Source organism: Guptibacillus hwajinpoensis, from assembly GCF_001039475.1.
Lineage (GTDB): Bacteria > Bacillota > Bacilli > Bacillales > Guptibacillaceae > Guptibacillus > Guptibacillus hwajinpoensis.
The window spans coordinates 995,675-1,013,594 of the sequence record NZ_LELK01000004.1 but is presented as its reverse complement, the minus strand read 5'-3'; the positions used below and the strand labels follow the sequence as shown (position 1 = coordinate 1,013,594).

At 37.8% G+C, this 17,920-nt stretch carries 15 protein-coding genes and 1 tRNA gene; 7 read left to right on the top strand and 9 right to left on the bottom strand.

Going from position 1 to position 17,920, the window contains the following annotated elements; all coding sequences use genetic code 11:
- Positions 1-256 precede the first annotated feature (256 nt).
- Together AB986_RS15170 and AB986_RS15165 are read left to right on the top strand one after the other, a co-directional pair.
- On the top strand, positions 257-1,906 hold the full coding sequence (locus AB986_RS15170; RefSeq protein ID WP_048312068.1) for a DUF2075 domain-containing protein: 1,650 nt from the start codon (positions 257-259) through the stop codon (positions 1,904-1,906).
- Positions 1,903-2,205 (top strand): nucleotide pyrophosphohydrolase, encoded by a 303-nt coding sequence (locus AB986_RS15165; RefSeq protein WP_048312067.1) that lies wholly within the window; start codon positions 1,903-1,905, stop codon positions 2,203-2,205. The genes AB986_RS15170 and AB986_RS15165 overlap by 4 nt, the downstream gene beginning before the upstream one ends.
- A gap of 442 nt (positions 2,206-2,647) precedes the next feature.
- Here the strand turns inward: AB986_RS15165 and AB986_RS22745 are convergent, their stop codons facing one another.
- The 4 genes from AB986_RS22745 to AB986_RS15145 all read right to left on the bottom strand — a co-directional run bounded on the left by AB986_RS22745 (position 2,648) and on the right by AB986_RS15145 (position 7,638).
- Positions 2,648-5,743 (bottom strand): DEAD/DEAH box helicase, encoded by a 3,096-nt coding sequence (locus tag AB986_RS22745; RefSeq protein ID WP_048312065.1) that lies wholly within the window; start codon positions 5,741-5,743, stop codon positions 2,648-2,650.
- Positions 5,744-6,629: 886 nt separating this feature from the next.
- A tRNA-Ala gene (locus AB986_RS15155) sits at positions 6,630-6,702 on the bottom strand.
- A gap of 150 nt (positions 6,703-6,852) precedes the next feature.
- Positions 6,853-7,032, bottom strand: a complete 180-nt coding sequence (locus tag AB986_RS15150; protein WP_048312063.1) for a hypothetical protein — start codon at positions 7,030-7,032, stop codon at positions 6,853-6,855.
- Positions 7,033-7,329: 297 nt separating this feature from the next.
- Positions 7,330-7,638 carry a YggT family protein gene (locus AB986_RS15145; protein WP_048312061.1) on the bottom strand — a complete coding sequence of 103 codons (309 nt, stop codon included), beginning with the start codon at positions 7,636-7,638 and terminating at the stop codon, positions 7,330-7,332.
- Between the two features lie 121 nt (positions 7,639-7,759).
- Here AB986_RS15145 and AB986_RS15140 point away from each other — a divergent pair, with 121 nt between their 5' ends.
- A complete protein-coding gene (locus AB986_RS15140) occupies positions 7,760-8,752 on the top strand; it encodes a potassium channel family protein (RefSeq protein ID WP_053216211.1) in 993 nt (330 codons plus the stop codon).
- Here AB986_RS15140 and AB986_RS15135 read toward each other — a convergent pair.
- The 3 genes from AB986_RS15135 to AB986_RS15125 form a co-directional block, all read right to left on the bottom strand.
- Complete coding sequence (locus AB986_RS15135) at positions 8,743-9,153, bottom strand: YugN-like family protein (protein WP_048312057.1); 411 nt, start codon at positions 9,151-9,153, stop codon at positions 8,743-8,745. The two genes, AB986_RS15140 and AB986_RS15135, sit on opposite strands and share 10 nt — an antisense overlap.
- A 110-nt stretch (positions 9,154-9,263) precedes the next feature.
- Entirely contained in the window at positions 9,264-10,625 is a 1,362-nt protein-coding gene (locus AB986_RS15130) for a glucose-6-phosphate isomerase (protein ID WP_048312056.1), read from the bottom strand.
- A 371-nt stretch (positions 10,626-10,996) separates the two neighbouring features.
- A complete protein-coding gene (locus tag AB986_RS15125; protein ID WP_048312054.1) occupies positions 10,997-12,160 on the bottom strand; it encodes an iron-containing alcohol dehydrogenase in 1,164 nt (387 codons plus the stop codon).
- Between the two features lie 295 nt (positions 12,161-12,455).
- Here AB986_RS15125 and AB986_RS15120 point away from each other — a divergent pair, with 295 nt between their 5' ends.
- Entirely contained in the window at positions 12,456-12,686 is a 231-nt protein-coding gene (locus AB986_RS15120; RefSeq protein WP_048312053.1) for a DUF378 domain-containing protein, read from the top strand.
- Between the two features lie 370 nt (positions 12,687-13,056).
- On the opposite strand, the gene yugI is transcribed toward AB986_RS15120, so the two are convergent.
- Positions 13,057-13,476, bottom strand: coding sequence for a S1 domain-containing post-transcriptional regulator GSP13 (gene yugI / locus AB986_RS15115; RefSeq protein WP_048312052.1), 420 nt, complete (start codon positions 13,474-13,476; stop codon positions 13,057-13,059).
- A 310-nt stretch (positions 13,477-13,786) separates the two neighbouring features.
- Between yugI and AB986_RS15110 the strand changes: the two genes are divergently transcribed.
- Positions 13,787-15,127 (top strand): sodium-dependent transporter, encoded by a 1,341-nt coding sequence (locus AB986_RS15110; protein WP_048312051.1) that lies wholly within the window; start codon positions 13,787-13,789, stop codon positions 15,125-15,127.
- A gap of 412 nt (positions 15,128-15,539) precedes the next feature.
- Positions 15,540-16,370: an alpha/beta fold hydrolase gene (locus tag AB986_RS15105; RefSeq protein ID WP_053216210.1), complete on the top strand. Its 831-nt coding sequence runs from the start codon at positions 15,540-15,542 to the stop codon at positions 16,368-16,370.
- A 26-nt stretch (positions 16,371-16,396) separates the two neighbouring features.
- Here AB986_RS15105 and AB986_RS15100 read toward each other — a convergent pair whose 3' ends face one another.
- Positions 16,397-16,726 (bottom strand): hypothetical protein, encoded by a 330-nt coding sequence (locus AB986_RS15100; RefSeq protein WP_053216209.1) that lies wholly within the window; start codon positions 16,724-16,726, stop codon positions 16,397-16,399.
- A gap of 468 nt (positions 16,727-17,194) precedes the next feature.
- Here AB986_RS15100 and AB986_RS15095 point away from each other — a divergent pair, with 468 nt between their 5' ends.
- On the top strand, positions 17,195-17,914 hold the full coding sequence (locus AB986_RS15095; RefSeq protein ID WP_048312049.1) for a LiaF domain-containing protein: 720 nt from the start codon (positions 17,195-17,197) through the stop codon (positions 17,912-17,914).
- Positions 17,915-17,920: the final 6 nt, after the last annotated feature.

Below are 17,920 nucleotides of genomic sequence, written 5' to 3'. Positions count from 1 at the left end.
TGATTATGTGAAGATCTCTGAAAAAACTGCTTCACTAGTTTCTACTGGATACAGGTCTATGCAAAAAATCTTCCCCTCATGTATCTAGTTCCTCTAGAATCGTGGGACGATTCTCAACTAACCAATTGCGTTTAGATTAAATGATTGAACATAAGTTGTCCCTATGAAAAGAATAGGGACATACATCCAAAAATGGTTAATTCTTCTTTAATATCTATGATATTATGGTCATAAAAAAGATACTGAGGCTGCGAAAATGAATGAATTAATATTTGAGAAGGACGATTTCACTCCTAATTCTGATACTATCATGAAGTCAGTACACCTAAATAATTTTCCAATTGTATATATTCTATACAACGAAAAAAAGAGACCTTCAGCATATATTGGTCAAACTGTACAAGCTAGAAGAAGGATAAAAACTCATTTAGAGAATAAAAAAAGAAAGAATTTGAATCGCTCTATTTTAATTGGCCATAAGAAGTTTAATCAATCAGCAACTTATAATATCGAAACAAATTTAATTAACTATTTTATCGCTGATAACCACTTCCAATTACAAAATGTAAGCCAGACTAGCTCTAGAGTAATGCACAATTACTATGAGAAACCCTTTTATAACGAGGATCTTTTTCACGATATTTGGGAGAAGCTTCTCAATGAAAATATAGTAAGCGATACACTTGAGAATCTTAGAAATAAAGATATTTATAAACTATCTCCTTATAAGGAACTTTCGCATTTGCAACTTGATATTAAGAGCGAAGTCCTTGACTTCTGTAAGGAATATATCCAAAAGGAAGGCAACCATGTTATTACTATTGAAGGTGATGCTGGGACAGGTAAAAGTGTACTATTAAGTTCTTTGTTTAATACTCTTCAGGATTTATCCAAGGATAATAGCTCTCTTTTATTTGGAACTGATAATTACTTACTAGTGAATAATGGTGAGATGCTGAAGACTTATAAAAGTATTGCCAACAGCTTGCCAAACATTAAGAAAAAGAGTCTTATGAGACCAACACCGTTTATTAATGAGAAAACTAGACAAGGGACAACAGCTGATATTGCATTAATAGATGAAGCTCATCTGCTGTTGACGAAAGAAGACACCTATAATAATTTCAATTATAATAATCACCTCGATGAAATCATTAAAAGAAGTAAAATAACGATTGTCATTTTTGATCCAAAACAAGTATTGAAAATTAAAAGTTACTGGAACGACGGATTACTTGAGGAAATTTCAAACCAGTATTCTAGTAAAACCGTAAAGCTAACAGACCAAATGAGAATGAACGCTCCTCCTGAAACCATCAACTGGATTGATCAATTTGTAGCCAAAAAAATCATTGCATTGCCGACTACAGAGACCGAGTCTTCTTTTGAGCTAAAAATATTTAATGATGCTGAATCGTTTAAAACGGCGATTCAAAATAAAAATAACAAAGTTGGTTTATCTCGTATTGTCTCAACTTTTGATTACTTACACAAAAAAGATAAGGAAATTTACATAGTGGATAAAGAAGGCATTAACATGCCTTGGAACAACACACAGAATAATGTTGCTTGGGCAGAAAACCAAGATTCCATTAAAGAAGTCGGCTCCATATATACTGTTCAAGGATTTGACCTGAACTATGTAGGAGTTGTACTTGGGCCTTCCGTTGGCTATGATGAAGAAAAAGACGAGCTAGTCATACACCCTTCCAAATATAAAGATACCGGCGCGTTCACCTCACGCCAGGACTTTTCAATTGAAAAAAATCAAGAAATAAAGGAAGAAATCATCTTAAATTCCATCAATGTATTGATGAAAAGAGGAATTCATGGTCTTTACATTTACGCAACCGACCCTGCATTGAGAAAACGATTATTCGATTTAGAAAGGTGCAAAAAATCATGAGCGATATACAAAAATTAATTACTTTAGTTAACGAATTTAGAGACGAGCGAAACTGGAGACAGTATCATAACCCTAAAGATCTCGCCATTTCTATATCCATTGAAGCTGCCGAATTACTAGAAGACTTTCAATGGATCAATAGCGAAGAGGCTCTAAAAGAAAACAAAGAAAACATCCGTGAAGAAATCGCGGATGTCTTGATCTATTCGTTGATGCTTTGTTCTGATTTAGACTTAGATGTTATAGAAATTGTAGAAGAGAAGATGGTTAAGAATGGCAAGAAGTATCCGGTTGGTTAAGAGGTGGATACTTCCTCTCTAATGTGTTTCAATTCCTATTAAACAAGGCACGGAGAAACACAGGGAGACCGTTCCCACTATGATTTATACCATAATCCTTGGCGGGACTAGTAACCTGTCTTGTTTACCATCATCATAACTTGTGATATGGCTCTCTGTGGTGTATCTAAATAAGTTTTCTATTTTCCAAGTGTTGCAAATTTCACAAATTACTATCTAATAAGAAAAGAGTAACTGTAACGTCACAGTTACTCTTTTCTTATATGTTTGACTTAAGATTTTGGTCTCAAATAACCTAGATATTGCTCAATTAGTTCACCTCAAAAAGATGCTAGGTATAAGAATTTAATTCGGAAACAACTACCTATATAACTCCATATGTAAGATGAAAATCTATTTCTACTCCAGTGTTAATTGCATATTCAATACATTAAATTCTCATTTAATTACTATTATAATCATGCATAATCGAAATCGTTTTATTTGCCACATCACTTCCAAGTGAAGCATACAATTTCTTGTCGCCTATAACATAAAATTCTTCTTTAGCTCTTGTAGCTGCAACATTCATCATATTTGGATCAGCAACAGCCCATCTTGCTGATCCACTGTTATTAGAGTCCGCTCCAAGAACAAAATAGACAATTTTTGCTTCCTTCCCTTGAAAAGTATGAACAGTTCCAATATTTGTTATTTTATCGTTTTCTCGTTTGGTGAAGTTAATACTGTCTAAAACTTGTGCAAGTTTATAAGCCACATTTCTGAATGGGGATATAACATAGATTTCTTCTGCTAAACCTGGATCTCCCTGCAAACGTTTATCAATGAGACTTTTCAGTAAGTCAGCTTGTTCTTTAACAAATTTGTCATTTGCTTTGCCGATTGAATCGTACCATTGCGATTTACCTTGTGATTCATCTTCTAACTTACCTTGTACCATCAGCCCATCATAAGAGATTTCATTTGAAATCGTAAACATTGGATAGTTCGAACGTCTGTGTACCCAAAGTGGTATACCAATCCATTCATCATCATTTTTTAGGAAACCATACTGACTTGTGGCATCCACAATTGTTTGAGTAGATGCATCAGCAGAGACAAACATTTCATCAACTTTGTAAAATCTTCTTATCAAGCTCAGAACATTTGAGTCTAACGTCATTACTGGTTTTATTTGTGATGGATCTCCAACAACCATAACCTTCTTACTTCTAAAAATTGCGCCAACACTGGCTTGTGGTAATGCTTGACCAGCCTCATCTATGAATAGATTACCAATTGAATTTTCATTTAGGTTTTTAAACATTCTACCAAAACTAGCAAAAGTAGTACTGACAACAGGGATAGTGAAATTTAACCATTGCCAAGATTCTGAAATCAACTGATGTCCATTCTCTTTTCCAATGTATTCAGACTGTTTATTCCAAATAATCCTTGCTGCTTTCAAACTCTTTCTATTTTCATACAGGAATTGCTTTCTAACTTTTAAGGCCGAAATAAATAACTCTGATTGTAAAATACGTATCTGCTTGGTAAACCATGGATTAGCCTTTTGAAGTTCGTCATATGAAAGTGAAAAATCTAGTTCATTTATATCACTTTGGAGTTTGAGTTTTTCCAAAAACGCAATTTCTTGTTCCAATTTCTTCATTTCATTTTGTTGAGTAGTCCTCCACCGGTCAAAGTCAGCTTTGGTTTCCTGAATTTGTTTTTGAGCATACTCACTTTTTGCAACAATCCCTTTTAACTTTTTTTCGAGTTGCATATGATCATTCAACAATTTAGTCTTTTGTTGAAAAAGATAGTTTAAATGATAATTAGTATTATTGAGATTTTTAAAATAATGCTTAACTCTCGACCTATTAAATATTTTCTGAAACCATAAAAAACTTGGCTTTTGTGAAATAACTACATGATAATTCCTTTCAGCTTGAGCTTGTACATTAGTTAATTCTTTTATTTTAATGGAACCATTCGATAAATCTTTTTGGAGATTTACGCTTTCATGTCTCAGTCTTTCAAGTTCACGATTCGCTTCTTCTTGCTGTGAAATCAAATTTGTTTTTTTCTTCTTTTCTTCTTGTTCAACAGCAACTGCTTGCTCCTTATGCTTGGTTTTTAATTTTCTAAGAGAATACATTTTCTCATTATATTCTTGAATTTTTTCTCTTTCAATTATTAATTCATCGTAGAGACGTGAGAATTCCTGATATACACTTACACCTGCATTTGCTTGATAATTTTCTTCTAAATCTTTTTCAATTACTTCAATATTTAAAAGTAACTTGTTAATGTTTGTTGATGCTCCACCTTCTAACGAGAATGCACCCCAATTTTCCTCATTTAAAAGCTCACTTTTAATCTCTCGATTCTTTCCGAAACCTTCACCGGTTAGTTTAGAATTAGAAATATCTTTAAAATAATTCGCTTCCTCAAGTTGACTTTGAAAATTGTCAGCAATCTCTTCCTTTTTTGGCAACTCCTTAACAATGTTTTGAACTGCTCCATTGTTTGAACTTGCAACAATAATATTCTTATCTGAAATGGTATGCGGTAAAACACCAAGTTTAGCATTTCGCCAATAAACTAGACTACCTTGAATACTTTTATCAGAAAGCTGCAAAATTTCTACTGCCTGTTGTACTACTAAATCAGCAAATATGTCTTTTAAAAGTGTTGTTTTCCCTGTTCCTGGTGGCCCATTGACACTTCGAATATCATTTTTATCATTTAAAGCTAGATTTACCGCAACCTGTTGCATGAACGAAAGCGCATAATCTGGTTTACTTGGGAACCGACCCAACGGATAAAACTTAGGTTGTAAAATTGTCTCGAAAATATGTGAGTTAAAATGAATTGATTCATTATTACCATCCAGATTTTTCTTATTTCCAGAAAAGCCATTAAAATATCGATTCAAATTTTTATTAGTAATTGTCTTTGCTCTATTTAGATCTTCAATAAAAAACGAATGTAAATTTGCATCTCCATTATCCAAGTTTTTCACAAATGCATAGCGAAAATTTTCTGTAGAAATATTATACTTTTGTAAAATTTCAGAAAGTGTGGTATTAAAATCCTCATTAAATTTCCTATTTAAATCTTCTCTAAATGAGTTTTCAACTTTTATAATATCTTTCGGAAAATAACCATGCTGGTGGATATAACCACTCATTGTAAAGAACAATTTGTCTGCTATAAAATTTAATTGGTTATCAAAATATATAGAGAAGGTGAAATTGTCAGAGTTACTAACTTCTTCGTAAGTTTTAGTAATATTGTATTTCTCCCTCAATATATCAACAACTTCTTGAAAATTGAAAATATCAAAATATAATACTAAACCCGATTTCTTAAAGAACTTATCTGATACATTTTGTTGTTCTTTTTGTTCGGTTAAAAAGTCTGAAAAAAATTCATTCCAGTCTTCCTCTTTTATATGTATAGACTTTAGTGATTTGTCTTTTTTATTAATAGAACCTTCTGATAGTTGCTCTATAGTAATCCAAGCATTTAAAATATCTTTCCTTCTATTCATATTCTCTCCCCAATATCATTCTCGTATTTTCAAAACATTTATAAGAAATAAGTTATAGAATCCTATTGTTGGGGTTTTATAATCAATCCCCCCCCTGAAATTTAAATCTAAGGATAATTAAGGTTACCACACACATAACTACCTTAGATAGGAAGTGACAATTTGTACCATCAAATTACAACCTATTTATTAAGTACGAAGATAAAATTAATCAACATTACTTATCCTACTTCTTGGGAAAAGCATGTTCGAAAGCTCTTCGAATAAAAAGGTAGATCCCGTTCAAGTGCTCCTTCAGGATCATATAAAGAAAACAGGAAAAGTTTTAGAATAATAAGGACGGTTCTCGTGATTCATTGCCTATTAATTTTTTATTGATTTACTCGGCCCGCCTTTAATCCGAAGAATTCTCGATTTTTTTCCTTAATATAGAAAACTAAGGAATCAGCGGGCCGGGTCTACTGGTTCACTCATATACATAAAAAGAAACCCAGATGATCTAATCGATATGATTAGTTCATCCCGGTTTTCTTTAAATATATTTGCGGAGTATCTATTTAAAGTTAATCTTGAGAACCGTTAATGATACTAGTATGCTGCTATATCTGATCTCGATCTACAACGCCACCATTGTTATTTCTAGATAGCATCACTAGAACCGTCCCCGTGATTCCTAGCGCACATTTCGGTTTTTTTGATTAATACTGCAGGTTGAGGGTCTTGGAAAGTGGGGACAGTTCTCACGATTCATCGTTATTTTTTATTCTTTCACTAACCTTTAACACAACGAAGATCAAGATTTGTTATTTCATATATAAAGTATAAGGATAATCAGTACGATTTATAAAAAAGAAACCCTCTTGCATACGCAAAAGGGTTTCATCGATGGAGCATAGCGGGCTCGAACCGCTGACCTCTACACTGCCAGTGTAGCGCTCTCCCAGCTGAGCTAATGCCCCGTATAATGACAGCGATTTCCTGTCGACAAAATTTATTTTATCATAGCTTTTAATGTGAGGGCAACTTGTTTTTTGAAATATGTGAAAGTGGTCCTCAACATACTCAAAGAATAAATCTATATTGAGGACCTATTAAACATTGGACTCTTTTTAAAGCATTTCTTCTTCTGGCTCTTGAGATTCTTCATTGAGCTCTAACTTTCTCTTTTCCAAATCTAGTTTCTTTTCTTCTATCTCTAATTTTTTCTTTTTCAAGTCAAAATTGAGTACAAAATATAAAAAGATATAAGTCATACCCACAATTACTGAAATGAAGAAAAATAGAGTCAAACAGATCTCCTCCTTAATTTACCTTTGTTCATTAAGTATACTAATGAGTATAAACATCATGTTTATTTTTTTGCGAATTTGTTTCGTTAGTTAAATATGATGTTATAGCCCGCCTTACCTCTACCTGTTTATTATTGAAATACTTACGTGTAAATACAATTTTTGATAAGGGAGAAGACTTTCATGAGAGATGCCCTTATCCAGTATACGAAAAAACCCTCATGCAAATGCAAGAGGGCTTCTTCGTATATTTATTACATATTAAAAGAAACGCCCTTCTCAGGCGTTCCCTCTACCTTATCTTCTCTCCCGTTCAGTCAATCCCATTGCAACAAACCTTACAATCAATGATGCCACAATACTATACACAATCAGTGCAAACACCGCAGAGAATTCAACGACATATTGTCCGGCGAATTCTGTTGTAGGAAAAATGTTTCTGAATGGAGATAACAATGGATCTGAGAAATCATAGATCCACTGCACAAATGGTGCAGCTGGGTTTGCGCTGAATAGTTTCAATAATATACGAATTCCTAGAATCGCTTCGATGATGCCGAAAATGAGGCGAACGATCGATACGAGGAATGATGAAATAGCTCTCATGTTGATCACCCTTTTTTAAACTGTCATACCCTTTCTTTACCCTATTGTGATTGATCAAACACGTGTCGTTTTTTTCCAGTGTTTGATGGACATAATGGAAATAGAGAAAGGAGCGTTTAGTTTGAGGTTACGTAACTTAGTTTATTATATATCGCGGTATCCACCTATATTACAACTCGGCGTTTTAACTGCACTTATTCTTATTTCCATGGGCTTTATCATGCATCTTGTTGAGCCGGACATGTTCCCTACTGTATTTGATGGGGTCTGGTTTGCAATTGTGACGGCATCCACTATTGGGTATGGGGATGCTTCACCTGAATCCGTGAAAGGAAAAGCGATTGCAATCGTGTTTATCATGTTCGGTGCGGGCTTCATGACTTTCTATATGGCAAAGCTCGCTTCGACTTTTGTGGTGAAGCAAGGTTCAATCGGGCGAGGTGAGCGAGGTTACACCCGTAGCAATCATGTGGTTATTATTGGATGGAATTCGCGAAGCAGGTATACAATCAGTGACCTGCTAGCTAACCAGCCGGAAAGGTCAATTGTTTTGGTCGACCAATCGTTAACTGAAAATCCTCTTCAGAAAGAAGGGATTCATTTTGTAAAAGGGAATCCTGGTGAAGACAGGACGTTAAAGAACGCGAATGTAGAAGAGGCTCATACCGTTCTGATTACTGCGGATCAGTACAAAAGTGAGCTCGAAGTTGATATGCAAACGATCCTGACGCTTTTGACCGTAAAGGGGATTAATCCTACGGTTTATACGATTGTCGAGATTCTATCTCCAGAACAAATCGTGAATGCTGAACGTGCTGGCGCTGATGAAATTATTGAAAGTGCCCATCTACTCAGTACCGTGATGACGAATAGTGTTTTCTCACACGGGATTTCAACAACACTACTCGAGATACTGACACATTTGAAGCCAAATCAAATTGATTTTATGAGTGCGGAAGCGTTCAGCGACGATTCATTTTGTGATGTGGCACAGCGCCTAAATGAAAAGGACATTCTCATGATTGGAGTTAAAAGAGGGGAGGAACTCGTCATGAACCCCTCCCCTTCGTTTATCATTCAACCCGATGACTATTTGCTTGTTATTCACACATAAGGCATGAGCGCTGCGTCGAGTTCTTTTAGATAGCGCTCACCGTATTTCAACCATTTCTCATCGATTTCAGCATCTTTATCGGTTGGCTCCTGAAACTGATTAAAAGAAGCGGTGATATTTGTGATATTTCCTTTTGGATCGACTCCTGCCTGATACATATGAGAGAGCATGAACGGCTGACCGATTTCAACGATCGCGCCATCCGCATCAAGCTCTTTTTTGACAGCCTTAATCGGCACTCGTAGAAAAAGATAGCCGTCCTCGTCATCGATTTTATAGTCAAAATAGCCATGATCGTATTCCCAACCGCCTCCATAGCTATACCCTAATTGTCGGAGCTTGTCTTCCATAATACTAAGTTCAATCGTTTTGCCTTCGAGCACGGAATCCATTGTAATCATAAGTGCTTCCTCCCTGTTTTACATATTCTATTCTTATCGTGTCCAAACAGGGTTATTTCATGAATAAAGCAAAAAGAAAAGAGAGTGCCCTCGGCACTCTCTTCTAACTTCTATTCGTGGGACTTAAGGCGATCCTCAAGTTCTGCTTTTTCTTTCTCGAAACCTGGCTTGCCTAGAAGAGCGAACATGTTCGTCTTATAAGCTTCAACTCCTGGCTGATCAAATGGATTCACGCCTAGAAGGTATCCAGATACCGCACATGCTTTTTCAAAGAAGAATGCAAGGTAACCGAAGTGATAAGCTGTCATTTCTGGAATGTTCACGATCAAGTTCGGAACGTCACCATCTGTATGTGCAAGCATTGTACCCTCGAATGCTTTCTGGTTTACAAAGTCCATTGTTTCACCAGCAAGGTAGTTCAGCTTGTCCAAGTTCTTGTCGTCTTCTTCGATTGTGATTTCATGGCGTGCATTCTCAACGTTCAATACTGTTTCGAATAGGCTACGACGGCCATCTTGAACGTATTGACCCATTGAATGAAGATCCGTTGAGAAATCAACTGAAGCTGGGAATAGACCTTTGTTGTCTTTTCCTTCACTTTCGCCGAATAGCTGCTTCCACCACTCAGAGAAATAGTGTAGAGATGGCTCGTAGTTCACAAGTAGCTCGATGTTCTTGCCTTTGTTGTAAAGAGCATTACGAACAGCTGCATACTGGTACGCCTGGTTTGATGCAAGATCAGGTGTGTTCAAGTCATCTTGAGCATCTTGTGCACCTTTCATCATCTCTTCAATGGAGATTCCGCTAGCTGCGATTGGAAGAAGTCCTACTGCAGTTAGAACAGAATAGCGTCCACCAACATCATCAGGAATTACGAAGCTTTCGTATCCTTCTTCGTCAGCAAGTGTCTTAAGAGCACCTTTGGACTTGTCAGTTGTAGCATAGATGCGGCGTCTTGCTTCTTCCACACCGTATTTCTCTTCAAGGAACTTACGGAAAATACGGAACGCGATTGCAGGCTCTGTCGTTGTACCTGATTTTGAAATTACGTTAACAGAAACGTCTTTTCCTTCAAGTACGCTGAAGAGATCTTTCACGTAAGTAGAGCTAATGTTGTTACCTACGAAGAAGACCTGTGGAGTCTTGCGTTCTTCTTTTGTAAGAACGTTATAGAAAGAATGGTTAAGCATTTCAATCGCTGCACGTGCTCCTAGATAAGATCCACCAATCCCTACAACAAGAAGAACGTCAGAATCTGATTTGATTTTCTCAGCAGATTTCTGAATACGTGAAAATTCTTCTTTATCGTAATCGTGTGGAAGAGTCAGCCAGCCAAGAAAATCGCTGCCCGCTCCTGTTGAATTATGTAGCGCGTCATGTGCAGCCTTCACTGCATCCGTCATGTATGTTACTTCATGTTCGCCAACAAACGACAATGCTTTTGAATAGTCAAAACTTACTTTTGAAGTCATAGTTAGCCTCCAATTATCAATTTTTGTTCTTCTCTCACATTTTACTTTAGCCCAAGAACTATTCGAAATCAAGAACACCGACCCATGTAAGCGTATACCTTATCAATTTCTTTCTAAACTCTTTTGACATTTATTCTTTTTAACTTCATGAGACAAATTTCTTCGCTCGATTTTTAGCTCATTCGATTGAAACGCTTCGTTTCAATCGCCTTTCAGCAGAGCTGAAAGGTCGCCATGTGTGACAGCCACGGTGAGCAAATTCATTTGCTCTAACCGTGGCTGTCACACATGGCGTAAATGAGCTAAAAATCATTCCCAGCTAATGCAAAAAAAGACCGCTCCAAACGGAACGGTCCTTAACTACATTCTTCTTATAGAGAAGCTTTCAAAATCGCAATAACATCGTCGCGCTCAAGGGACTTGAAATTACCAAAAGCACCATTAGCCATTGCACGATCTGCCATTAGATCAATTTTGCTATCATCAATATCGTAATCAGCAAGACGGTTAGGTGCACCTAGGCTGCTCCAGAACGCGCTTAGCTTATCGATACCTTCAAGTGCGATATCACGATCTGTTTTGCCTTCTTCGCTTACACCAAGAACCTTAACAGCAAGACGCTTGAACTTACCTACATTGACATCAAGGTTGTGTCTCATCCAGTTCGGGAACAGGATCGCTAGACCACCAGCGTGTGGAATATCATATACAGCTGATACTGCGTGCTCGATGTTATGAGAAGCCCAGTCACCGCGAACACCCATCTGTAGAGATTGGTTAAGAGCTACTGTACCACTTAGCATGATTGTTGCACGGTGATCGTAGTTTTCCATATCTTCAAGAAGTTTCGGAGCTGTATCCATTACCGTTTCAAGAACAGAGAACTGCATGTTTTCTTGAAGCTCAGTTTCTGTTTCAGGGTGGAAGTACTGCTCAAGTACGTGAGACATCATATCTACCATACCGTAAACGGTGTGGTTCTTTGGTACAGTGTACGTGTTTTCAGGATCAAGAATAGAGAATTTAGGGTGTACAAGTGGGTGTCCCCAGCCGTATTTCTCTTGTGTCTCCCAGTTTGTGATAACAGAACCTGGATTCATTTCAGAACCAGTTGCTGCTAGCGTTAGAACTGTACCGAATGGAAGAGCTGCTTTAGGAGCTGCTTTCTTCGTTACGAAGTCCCATGCGTCTCCATCATATTTAGCACCTGCAGAAATAGCTTTTGTGCAGTCAATTACACTTCCGCCACCTACTGCTAGGATGAAATCAATATCGTTCTCTTTACAAATATTAACACCTTTATGAACGGTAGTTAGTCGTGGATTCGGTTCCACTCCACTAAGCTCAGATACTTCTGCACCGATTTCGTTCAAGGTATTCATTACGCTATCGTAAACACCGTTTTTCTTAATGCTTCCTCCGCCGTAAACAACGAGGACTTTCTTCCCGTATTGTGGAATTTCATTCTTCAGTGCTTCAAGTTGCCCTTTACCGAAGATCAATTTTGTTGGATTTTGGAAAGTAAAATTATTCAATGTTATGTCCCCTTTCAATTCAAATCAGGTATACCCCAGCCTAAGGCGCAGTAAACACTCACCTTTACCTTTCAAGAAGTTTAAATGAGCGTTAACTACCCAAAGGTGCGATTCGTTCAACTAACCATCAGAATAAATATCTCTGGTGGAAGTTTCACCTTATTATGTCTCATTCTCTTTTTAAAATAAAGTAATCTGATTGGCAAAACTTTTTAATTCGCTGTGCATAATGAATGACTTTGTGAGTTATCTTATGAATGAACCGCTATGTTTCCTAATAAAAGGAGGTAGTCTCATGAGCACATTACAAAGGGTTGCTCTTGCATTAGTTATCATTGGTGCAATCAACTGGGGCCTCATTGGATTTTTCCAATTTGACCTTGTAGCTGCTATTTTCGGCGGGCAAAACGCTGCGCTTGCTCGAATTGTATATGGTCTTGTTGGGTTAAGCGGACTTTATTGCCTAACTTTACTATTCAAGCCCACTGAAGAGCTTTCACATGAACCAGATCGAGCAACAACATAATTAAGAAAAGCGGAAGCGCCCCGAAAGGTTCGACAAGCGCTGGAAGGCTTTCCGGTGAACACGTTCTTTGTGTTCATCGGAAAGACTGAAGCGACTCGAGAACCTGGGCGCTGGAGCTAGATCACGAAAAGCGCAAGCGCTTGTTCACCCGCGACAAGCTTAAGGCGAACCTCAATGTGGCGCTTTTTGCCACAATGAGGATTGACTTAAGACCTCGAGCGGGTAGGCGCTGAAGCTAGATCACGAAAAGCGTAAGCGCCCAATAGGTTCGACAAGCGCTGGAAGACTTTCAAGTGAACACATTATTTATGTTCATCAGAATTTTATCAACAAAAAAGAAGGCAGCCATAAGGCTGCCTTCTTTCATCACTTACTTCTTAAGACGTTTGTTCAACTGTGCTTGACGGTCGTTAGACTCTTTCAACCAGTCTTTAAGCTTATCTTCAAGCGTGTTGAAGCCTTGTGGAGAAGAAGTCTGTTGTGGCTTCTTGTTTCCACCGCCGCTTGGTGCTGCTGGGCGAGGCTTTCTTTCCGGACGCTCAGGCTTAGGCTGAGTAGCACGGATTGATAGAGAGATTTTACCAGAACCCTCTTCAACGTTAAGGATTTTAACTTTTACTTCGTCTCCAACAGTAAGTTGGTCTTCGATATTTTTTACGTATCCGTGAGAGATTTCAGAAATGTGAACTAGACCTTGCTTTTGGTCGTCAATTGCAACAAATGCGCCAAAAGGCTTAATACCAGTTACCTTCCCTTCTACGATATCACCGACGTTATATTGTTCTGCCATGAAAACACTCCTAACAAATTTTTTCAACTTAACTAGTATAACATAGATATTGTGTCAAGACAAAGCATCCTACTAGACCTTTTTTTAAAATCATACATCTCCACTATAGGAATAGCAAGAATAATTATCACTGTCTTTATAAGGATTTACTTTGAAAATAAAATTAACCATGGAAACTCTTGAAAAACCAGTCCCATCAAGGCTTACAACTAGTGGTAAATAAATACAAGAATATTTGATATTGACTGAATACTTTCTGCTCGCTATAGTGATAAAATGCATTAGGACTTATTACATAAGAGGTGAAACAATGAAATCAAATGATCAATGGTCATCCAGGTTCGGATTTATACTTGCTTCAGCAGGATCTGCAATTGGACTTGGTGCACTTTGGAAATTCCCATACATGGCTGGCACGAACGGTGGAGGCGCCTTTTTCCTTGTTTTTCTACTTTTCACATTTGCCGTTGGTGCACCGATGTTACTCGCTGAATTTGTAGTCGGTCGACACTCACAACAAAACGCTGTATCTTCATACGAATCCATTTCAGGAAATCCGAAATGGAAGTGGTTAGGTTACCTAGGCGTGACGGCTTCCTTTATTATTCTTTCCTTTTATAGCGTTATTGGAGGTTGGGTAATCACCTATTTGCTTAGAAGCTTTTCAGGATCCTTGACGGGGCTTTCTAACAGCAGATACGCAGAATTATTCGGTGAGATTATCGGTAGCCCTTCTACCTCACTCCTTACACAGGCGGCTTTTCTCGCAATCACGATCGCGATTGTACAATTCGGTGTTCAGAAAGGGATTGAAAAAGCAAGTCGCTATATGATGCCAGCACTATTTGTGCTCTTCATAGTTCTCGTTGCTCGTTCTCTTTCACTTGATGGTGCAATGGAAGGAGTCGCATTCTTCTTACAACCAGATTTAACAAAGCTCACAGCTGAAGGCGTCCTTGACGCACTAGGACAATCATTCTTCGCGCTTAGCGTCGGAATATCGTTAATGGTTACGTACAGCTCTTATCTTGATAAGAGTGCTGACCTAACAGGATCTGTCATTTCTGTCGTTTCCCTGAACGTGTTTATTTCGTTTCTTGCTGGGCTTGCGATTTTCCCTGCTGTTTTCGCATTTGGATTTGAACCTTCAGGTGGTGCTGGATTGATTTTCACAGTATTACCTGCTGTATTTAACCAGATGGCATTTGGTGGATTGTTCTTTACCATTTTTATGGCGCTTCTACTTTTCGCCACGTTAACGTCAGCTTTCTCACTTATGGAAATCATCGTGTCGACAGTAACACGTGGCAAAGGAAACCGTAAAAAAGTAGCATGGATCGCCGGCTTTTTTGTTTTCTTACTTGGTATTCCTTCAGCCCTATCTTTCGGAACATTAGCGGATGTATCGATCTTCGGAAGAACAATTTTTGATGCGATGGACTTTCTTGCAAGTAATGTATTGATGCCAGTCGGTGCCCTCTTCATCTCAATCTTTGTCTCACGTAAGATGAAACGAGACATTCTTTCAAGCGAAGTCATGATGTCATCCAAAATTGGACGAGTCATTTTCCCAATCTGGTATATCTTAATTCGCTACATCGTTCCCGCGGCAATCGTCATTGTATTAATTACATCATTACTTGCTTATTAATTTTGCTAATTAGCTATATTGTTGAATCCTCGATTTTTGGCTCATTCGAGTGAAACCTCAGTTTCACTCGCCTTTCAGCTCTGCTGAAAGGTCGCCCTGTGGTGACCAATCGCCTGAGCAAATTGATTTGCTCGAAGCGATTGGTCACCACAGGGCGTAAATGAGCCAAAAATCAACACTGTTAATTAGTATAGTCATTAATTTTAATAAAAAAGGTATATATTTTATTAACTATGGGAATAACAGGAGTAGTAAGCTATCTATATTCCCCCTTTTGATAGACGAGGCACATGCCTCGTCTTTTTTTTGTGCCTACACCACCATGTGTAATCTTCACACGCTCTGTCGGATAATCTTCTCGAATTTAAGCCAAACTTTAGATAGACAGACCGTTGGAGAGGAGCGTTGATTCGTGTTTGCCCACATGAAAGAAAAGAGAAAAATTGGAAATGTCACAATTTCGTATGAGTATTACAGGCGGCCGAACAAAAGCGCTCCTACACTTGTCTTCATACACGGCTTTCTTTCATCATCTTTTAGCTTCCGTAAACTACTTCCGCTTCTACAAAAAGAGTACAATCTCCTCTGTTTCGATTTACCTGGTTTCGGTGAAAGTGAAAAGAGCTGCGATATTCATTATTCCCTTCATGAGTATGCCGTTCTTACGAATACACTACTTGAAGAAATGAGCATTGATAAAGCCGTTCTAGTTGGTCACTCGATGGGCGGTCAAATTGCGCTTCGTACGTGTATTCAACATCCCGAACGAATTGAGAAGTTGATTCTTTTATGTAGCTCAAGTTACATCAAGTCATCTTCAGCAGCACTTAGACTATGCTCTTACCTTCCCTTTTTCCCTTATTGCTTGAGCCTTTCCATGAGTGCGATTAACATGCAGAAGAATTTTGAACATCTGGTTTATGACAAAACGCTTCTAACAAAAAAGGTTATTGATGGCTACACAACATCCTTTAATGAGAAGGGCTTCTACCTAGCTCTTTGTCGCCTCATCCGAGAACGTGAAGAAGACTTATCAACAAAAGCATTAAACAAAATTAATTTCCCAACTTTATTAATTTGGGGAAGTGACGATCGGCTCGTACCGATCCGAGTTGGTGAGCGCATGAAAAAAGATCTGCCGGATGCAGATCTTCTTGTTTTCTCTCATACAGGTCATCTCATTCCAGAAGAAAGACCTAAGGAAACGACAAAAGCAATTCGCGAATTCCTATCTAAAACATAGCAAAACCGCTCTTATATAAGAGCGGTTTATTTGTTCGCTACCAATTGCGTTTCTTCTTTTAGGAGAATGCTAAAGAATCCGGATATAACAAGAAAAGCAGCTGGAATGATATAGAAAATAGATAGAAAAATAATTCCGCCTGCTGCTGATACGAGTAAACTGAATCCACCAACAATCGGTCTTGCTTTCATTAAATAACAGCCTACTATTGCAACTATAGGAAAGATAAAAGCAGTTAGAAACGATATATCTCTGACCTGTATTAGAGGTACCACACTAAACCGCGAGAGCACTGCTGCTACGATGCCTAGAACACATCCTGCAAGAGCCAGTTTAAACATGCGTTTTTGTTTCATTCTATTCCCTCTCTCATTGAAAACCTTACTCATTATACTCTATTCGATTTCATTTACCTTTCATCCTTCTCAAAATTGAGACTTTCCACTAATCTTCTACATTTTAACATGAAATTTCAGTCTCTAGACGGAGAAAAAATCAATCTTAAACTACAGTTCATGTTTCTGAAAATCTACTATACTAATAGTAACATTTAATCCCTGAATCTTTTAAGAAGCACTGTTTTAGTAATCGTTGTTTTTATAAAGGTAGTGGTTGATTTCCGCTCCAGTATGCTCGCTTTCCGCGGGGCGGGCGGTGAGCATACTTCCGCTCCAATCAGCTAAGTGTGGCTTTTTTTCAATACCACTTAAAAAAGAACAAAAGGCTTTACTAAAGAATATTACACGATTCTTATGAAGAGCAGGATTAATGAATATTACTGTCAAATATGTTTCCTAGGAGACAGAATGAATTGAGGAGATCGTATGAAACATTTTCCAACAGGACAATTCCTGGTCGCTATGTCATTTGTAGCGCTTGGTATTTTTCTTCTTTTTATAAATATCGGCATTATTTCCATGGAAATGACGGAAGCCTTTGTCTTTTTTTATCCTTTTCTGTTGCTTTTACTCGGAGGAAAGTACGTTGTAGACGCCATTTTACCTTCAACGAAACGAAATAAGTTGTTCCAAGGAATACTACTCCTAACACTTGGTTCACTCCTTGTTATGGATCGCTTTCAAATTATCAACTTTAGTCTTTGGAGCATATGGAAACTTTGGCCACTTGTATTTGTGTTAATCGGGATTAAATTGCTTGGGAAATTTCGACACAACCAGGGGTTCAGTCTCGTTCGTTCACACTCGTTTAAGAAAGCCAATTGGAAAGTTGAAGCCATTCATGATTGGAGCTTTGTTTGCGATTATGACTTCGACTTTTCGACTACGTTTATTCCTGAGGAAGAAACGGTTATTAACCTATCCGGCTTTGTAGGTGACATTTCCATTCTCATCCCAGAAGATATTCCGTTCAAAGTTGAAGGAAGTGCTCATGTTCTTTCAGCAAAGATTGATAAACATAACCAGGATACCGTTGGACGCGGGCACGGAATCAATTACAGCACAGTTGATTTCGAAGATTCACTACAGCGTCTCGTTTTTCAATTAGACTTCTCGGTACTTGATGTAAGAGTGGATCGAATATAAAGGAGG

Bases quoted from the DNA above. Each gene is read 5' to 3' on its own strand.
- AB986_RS15170 (WP_048312068.1), top strand. From the start codon at position 257: ATGAATGAATTAATATTTGAGAAGGACGATTTCACTCCTAATTCTGAT.
- AB986_RS15165 (WP_048312067.1), top strand. From the start codon at position 1,903: ATGAGCGATATACAAAAATTAATTACTTTAGTTAACGAATTTAGAGAC.
- AB986_RS22745 (WP_048312065.1), bottom strand. From the start codon at position 5,743: ATGAATAGAAGGAAAGATATTTTAAATGCTTGGATTACTATAGAGCAA.
- AB986_RS15145 (WP_048312061.1), bottom strand. From the start codon at position 7,638: ATGAGAGCTATTTCATCATTCCTCGTATCGATCGTTCGCCTCATTTTC.
- AB986_RS15135 (WP_048312057.1), bottom strand. From the start codon at position 9,153: ATGATTACAATGGATTCCGTGCTCGAAGGCAAAACGATTGAACTTAGT.
- AB986_RS15130 (WP_048312056.1), bottom strand. From the start codon at position 10,625: ATGACTTCAAAAGTAAGTTTTGACTATTCAAAAGCATTGTCGTTTGTT.
- AB986_RS15120 (WP_048312053.1), top strand. From the start codon at position 12,456: ATGAGCACATTACAAAGGGTTGCTCTTGCATTAGTTATCATTGGTGCA.
- yugI (WP_048312052.1), bottom strand. From the start codon at position 13,476: ATGGCAGAACAATATAACGTCGGTGATATCGTAGAAGGGAAGGTAACT.
- AB986_RS15110 (WP_048312051.1), top strand. From the start codon at position 13,787: ATGAAATCAAATGATCAATGGTCATCCAGGTTCGGATTTATACTTGCT.
- AB986_RS15100 (WP_053216209.1), bottom strand. From the start codon at position 16,726: ATGAAACAAAAACGCATGTTTAAACTGGCTCTTGCAGGATGTGTTCTA.
- AB986_RS15095 (WP_048312049.1), top strand. From the start codon at position 17,195: ATGAAACATTTTCCAACAGGACAATTCCTGGTCGCTATGTCATTTGTA.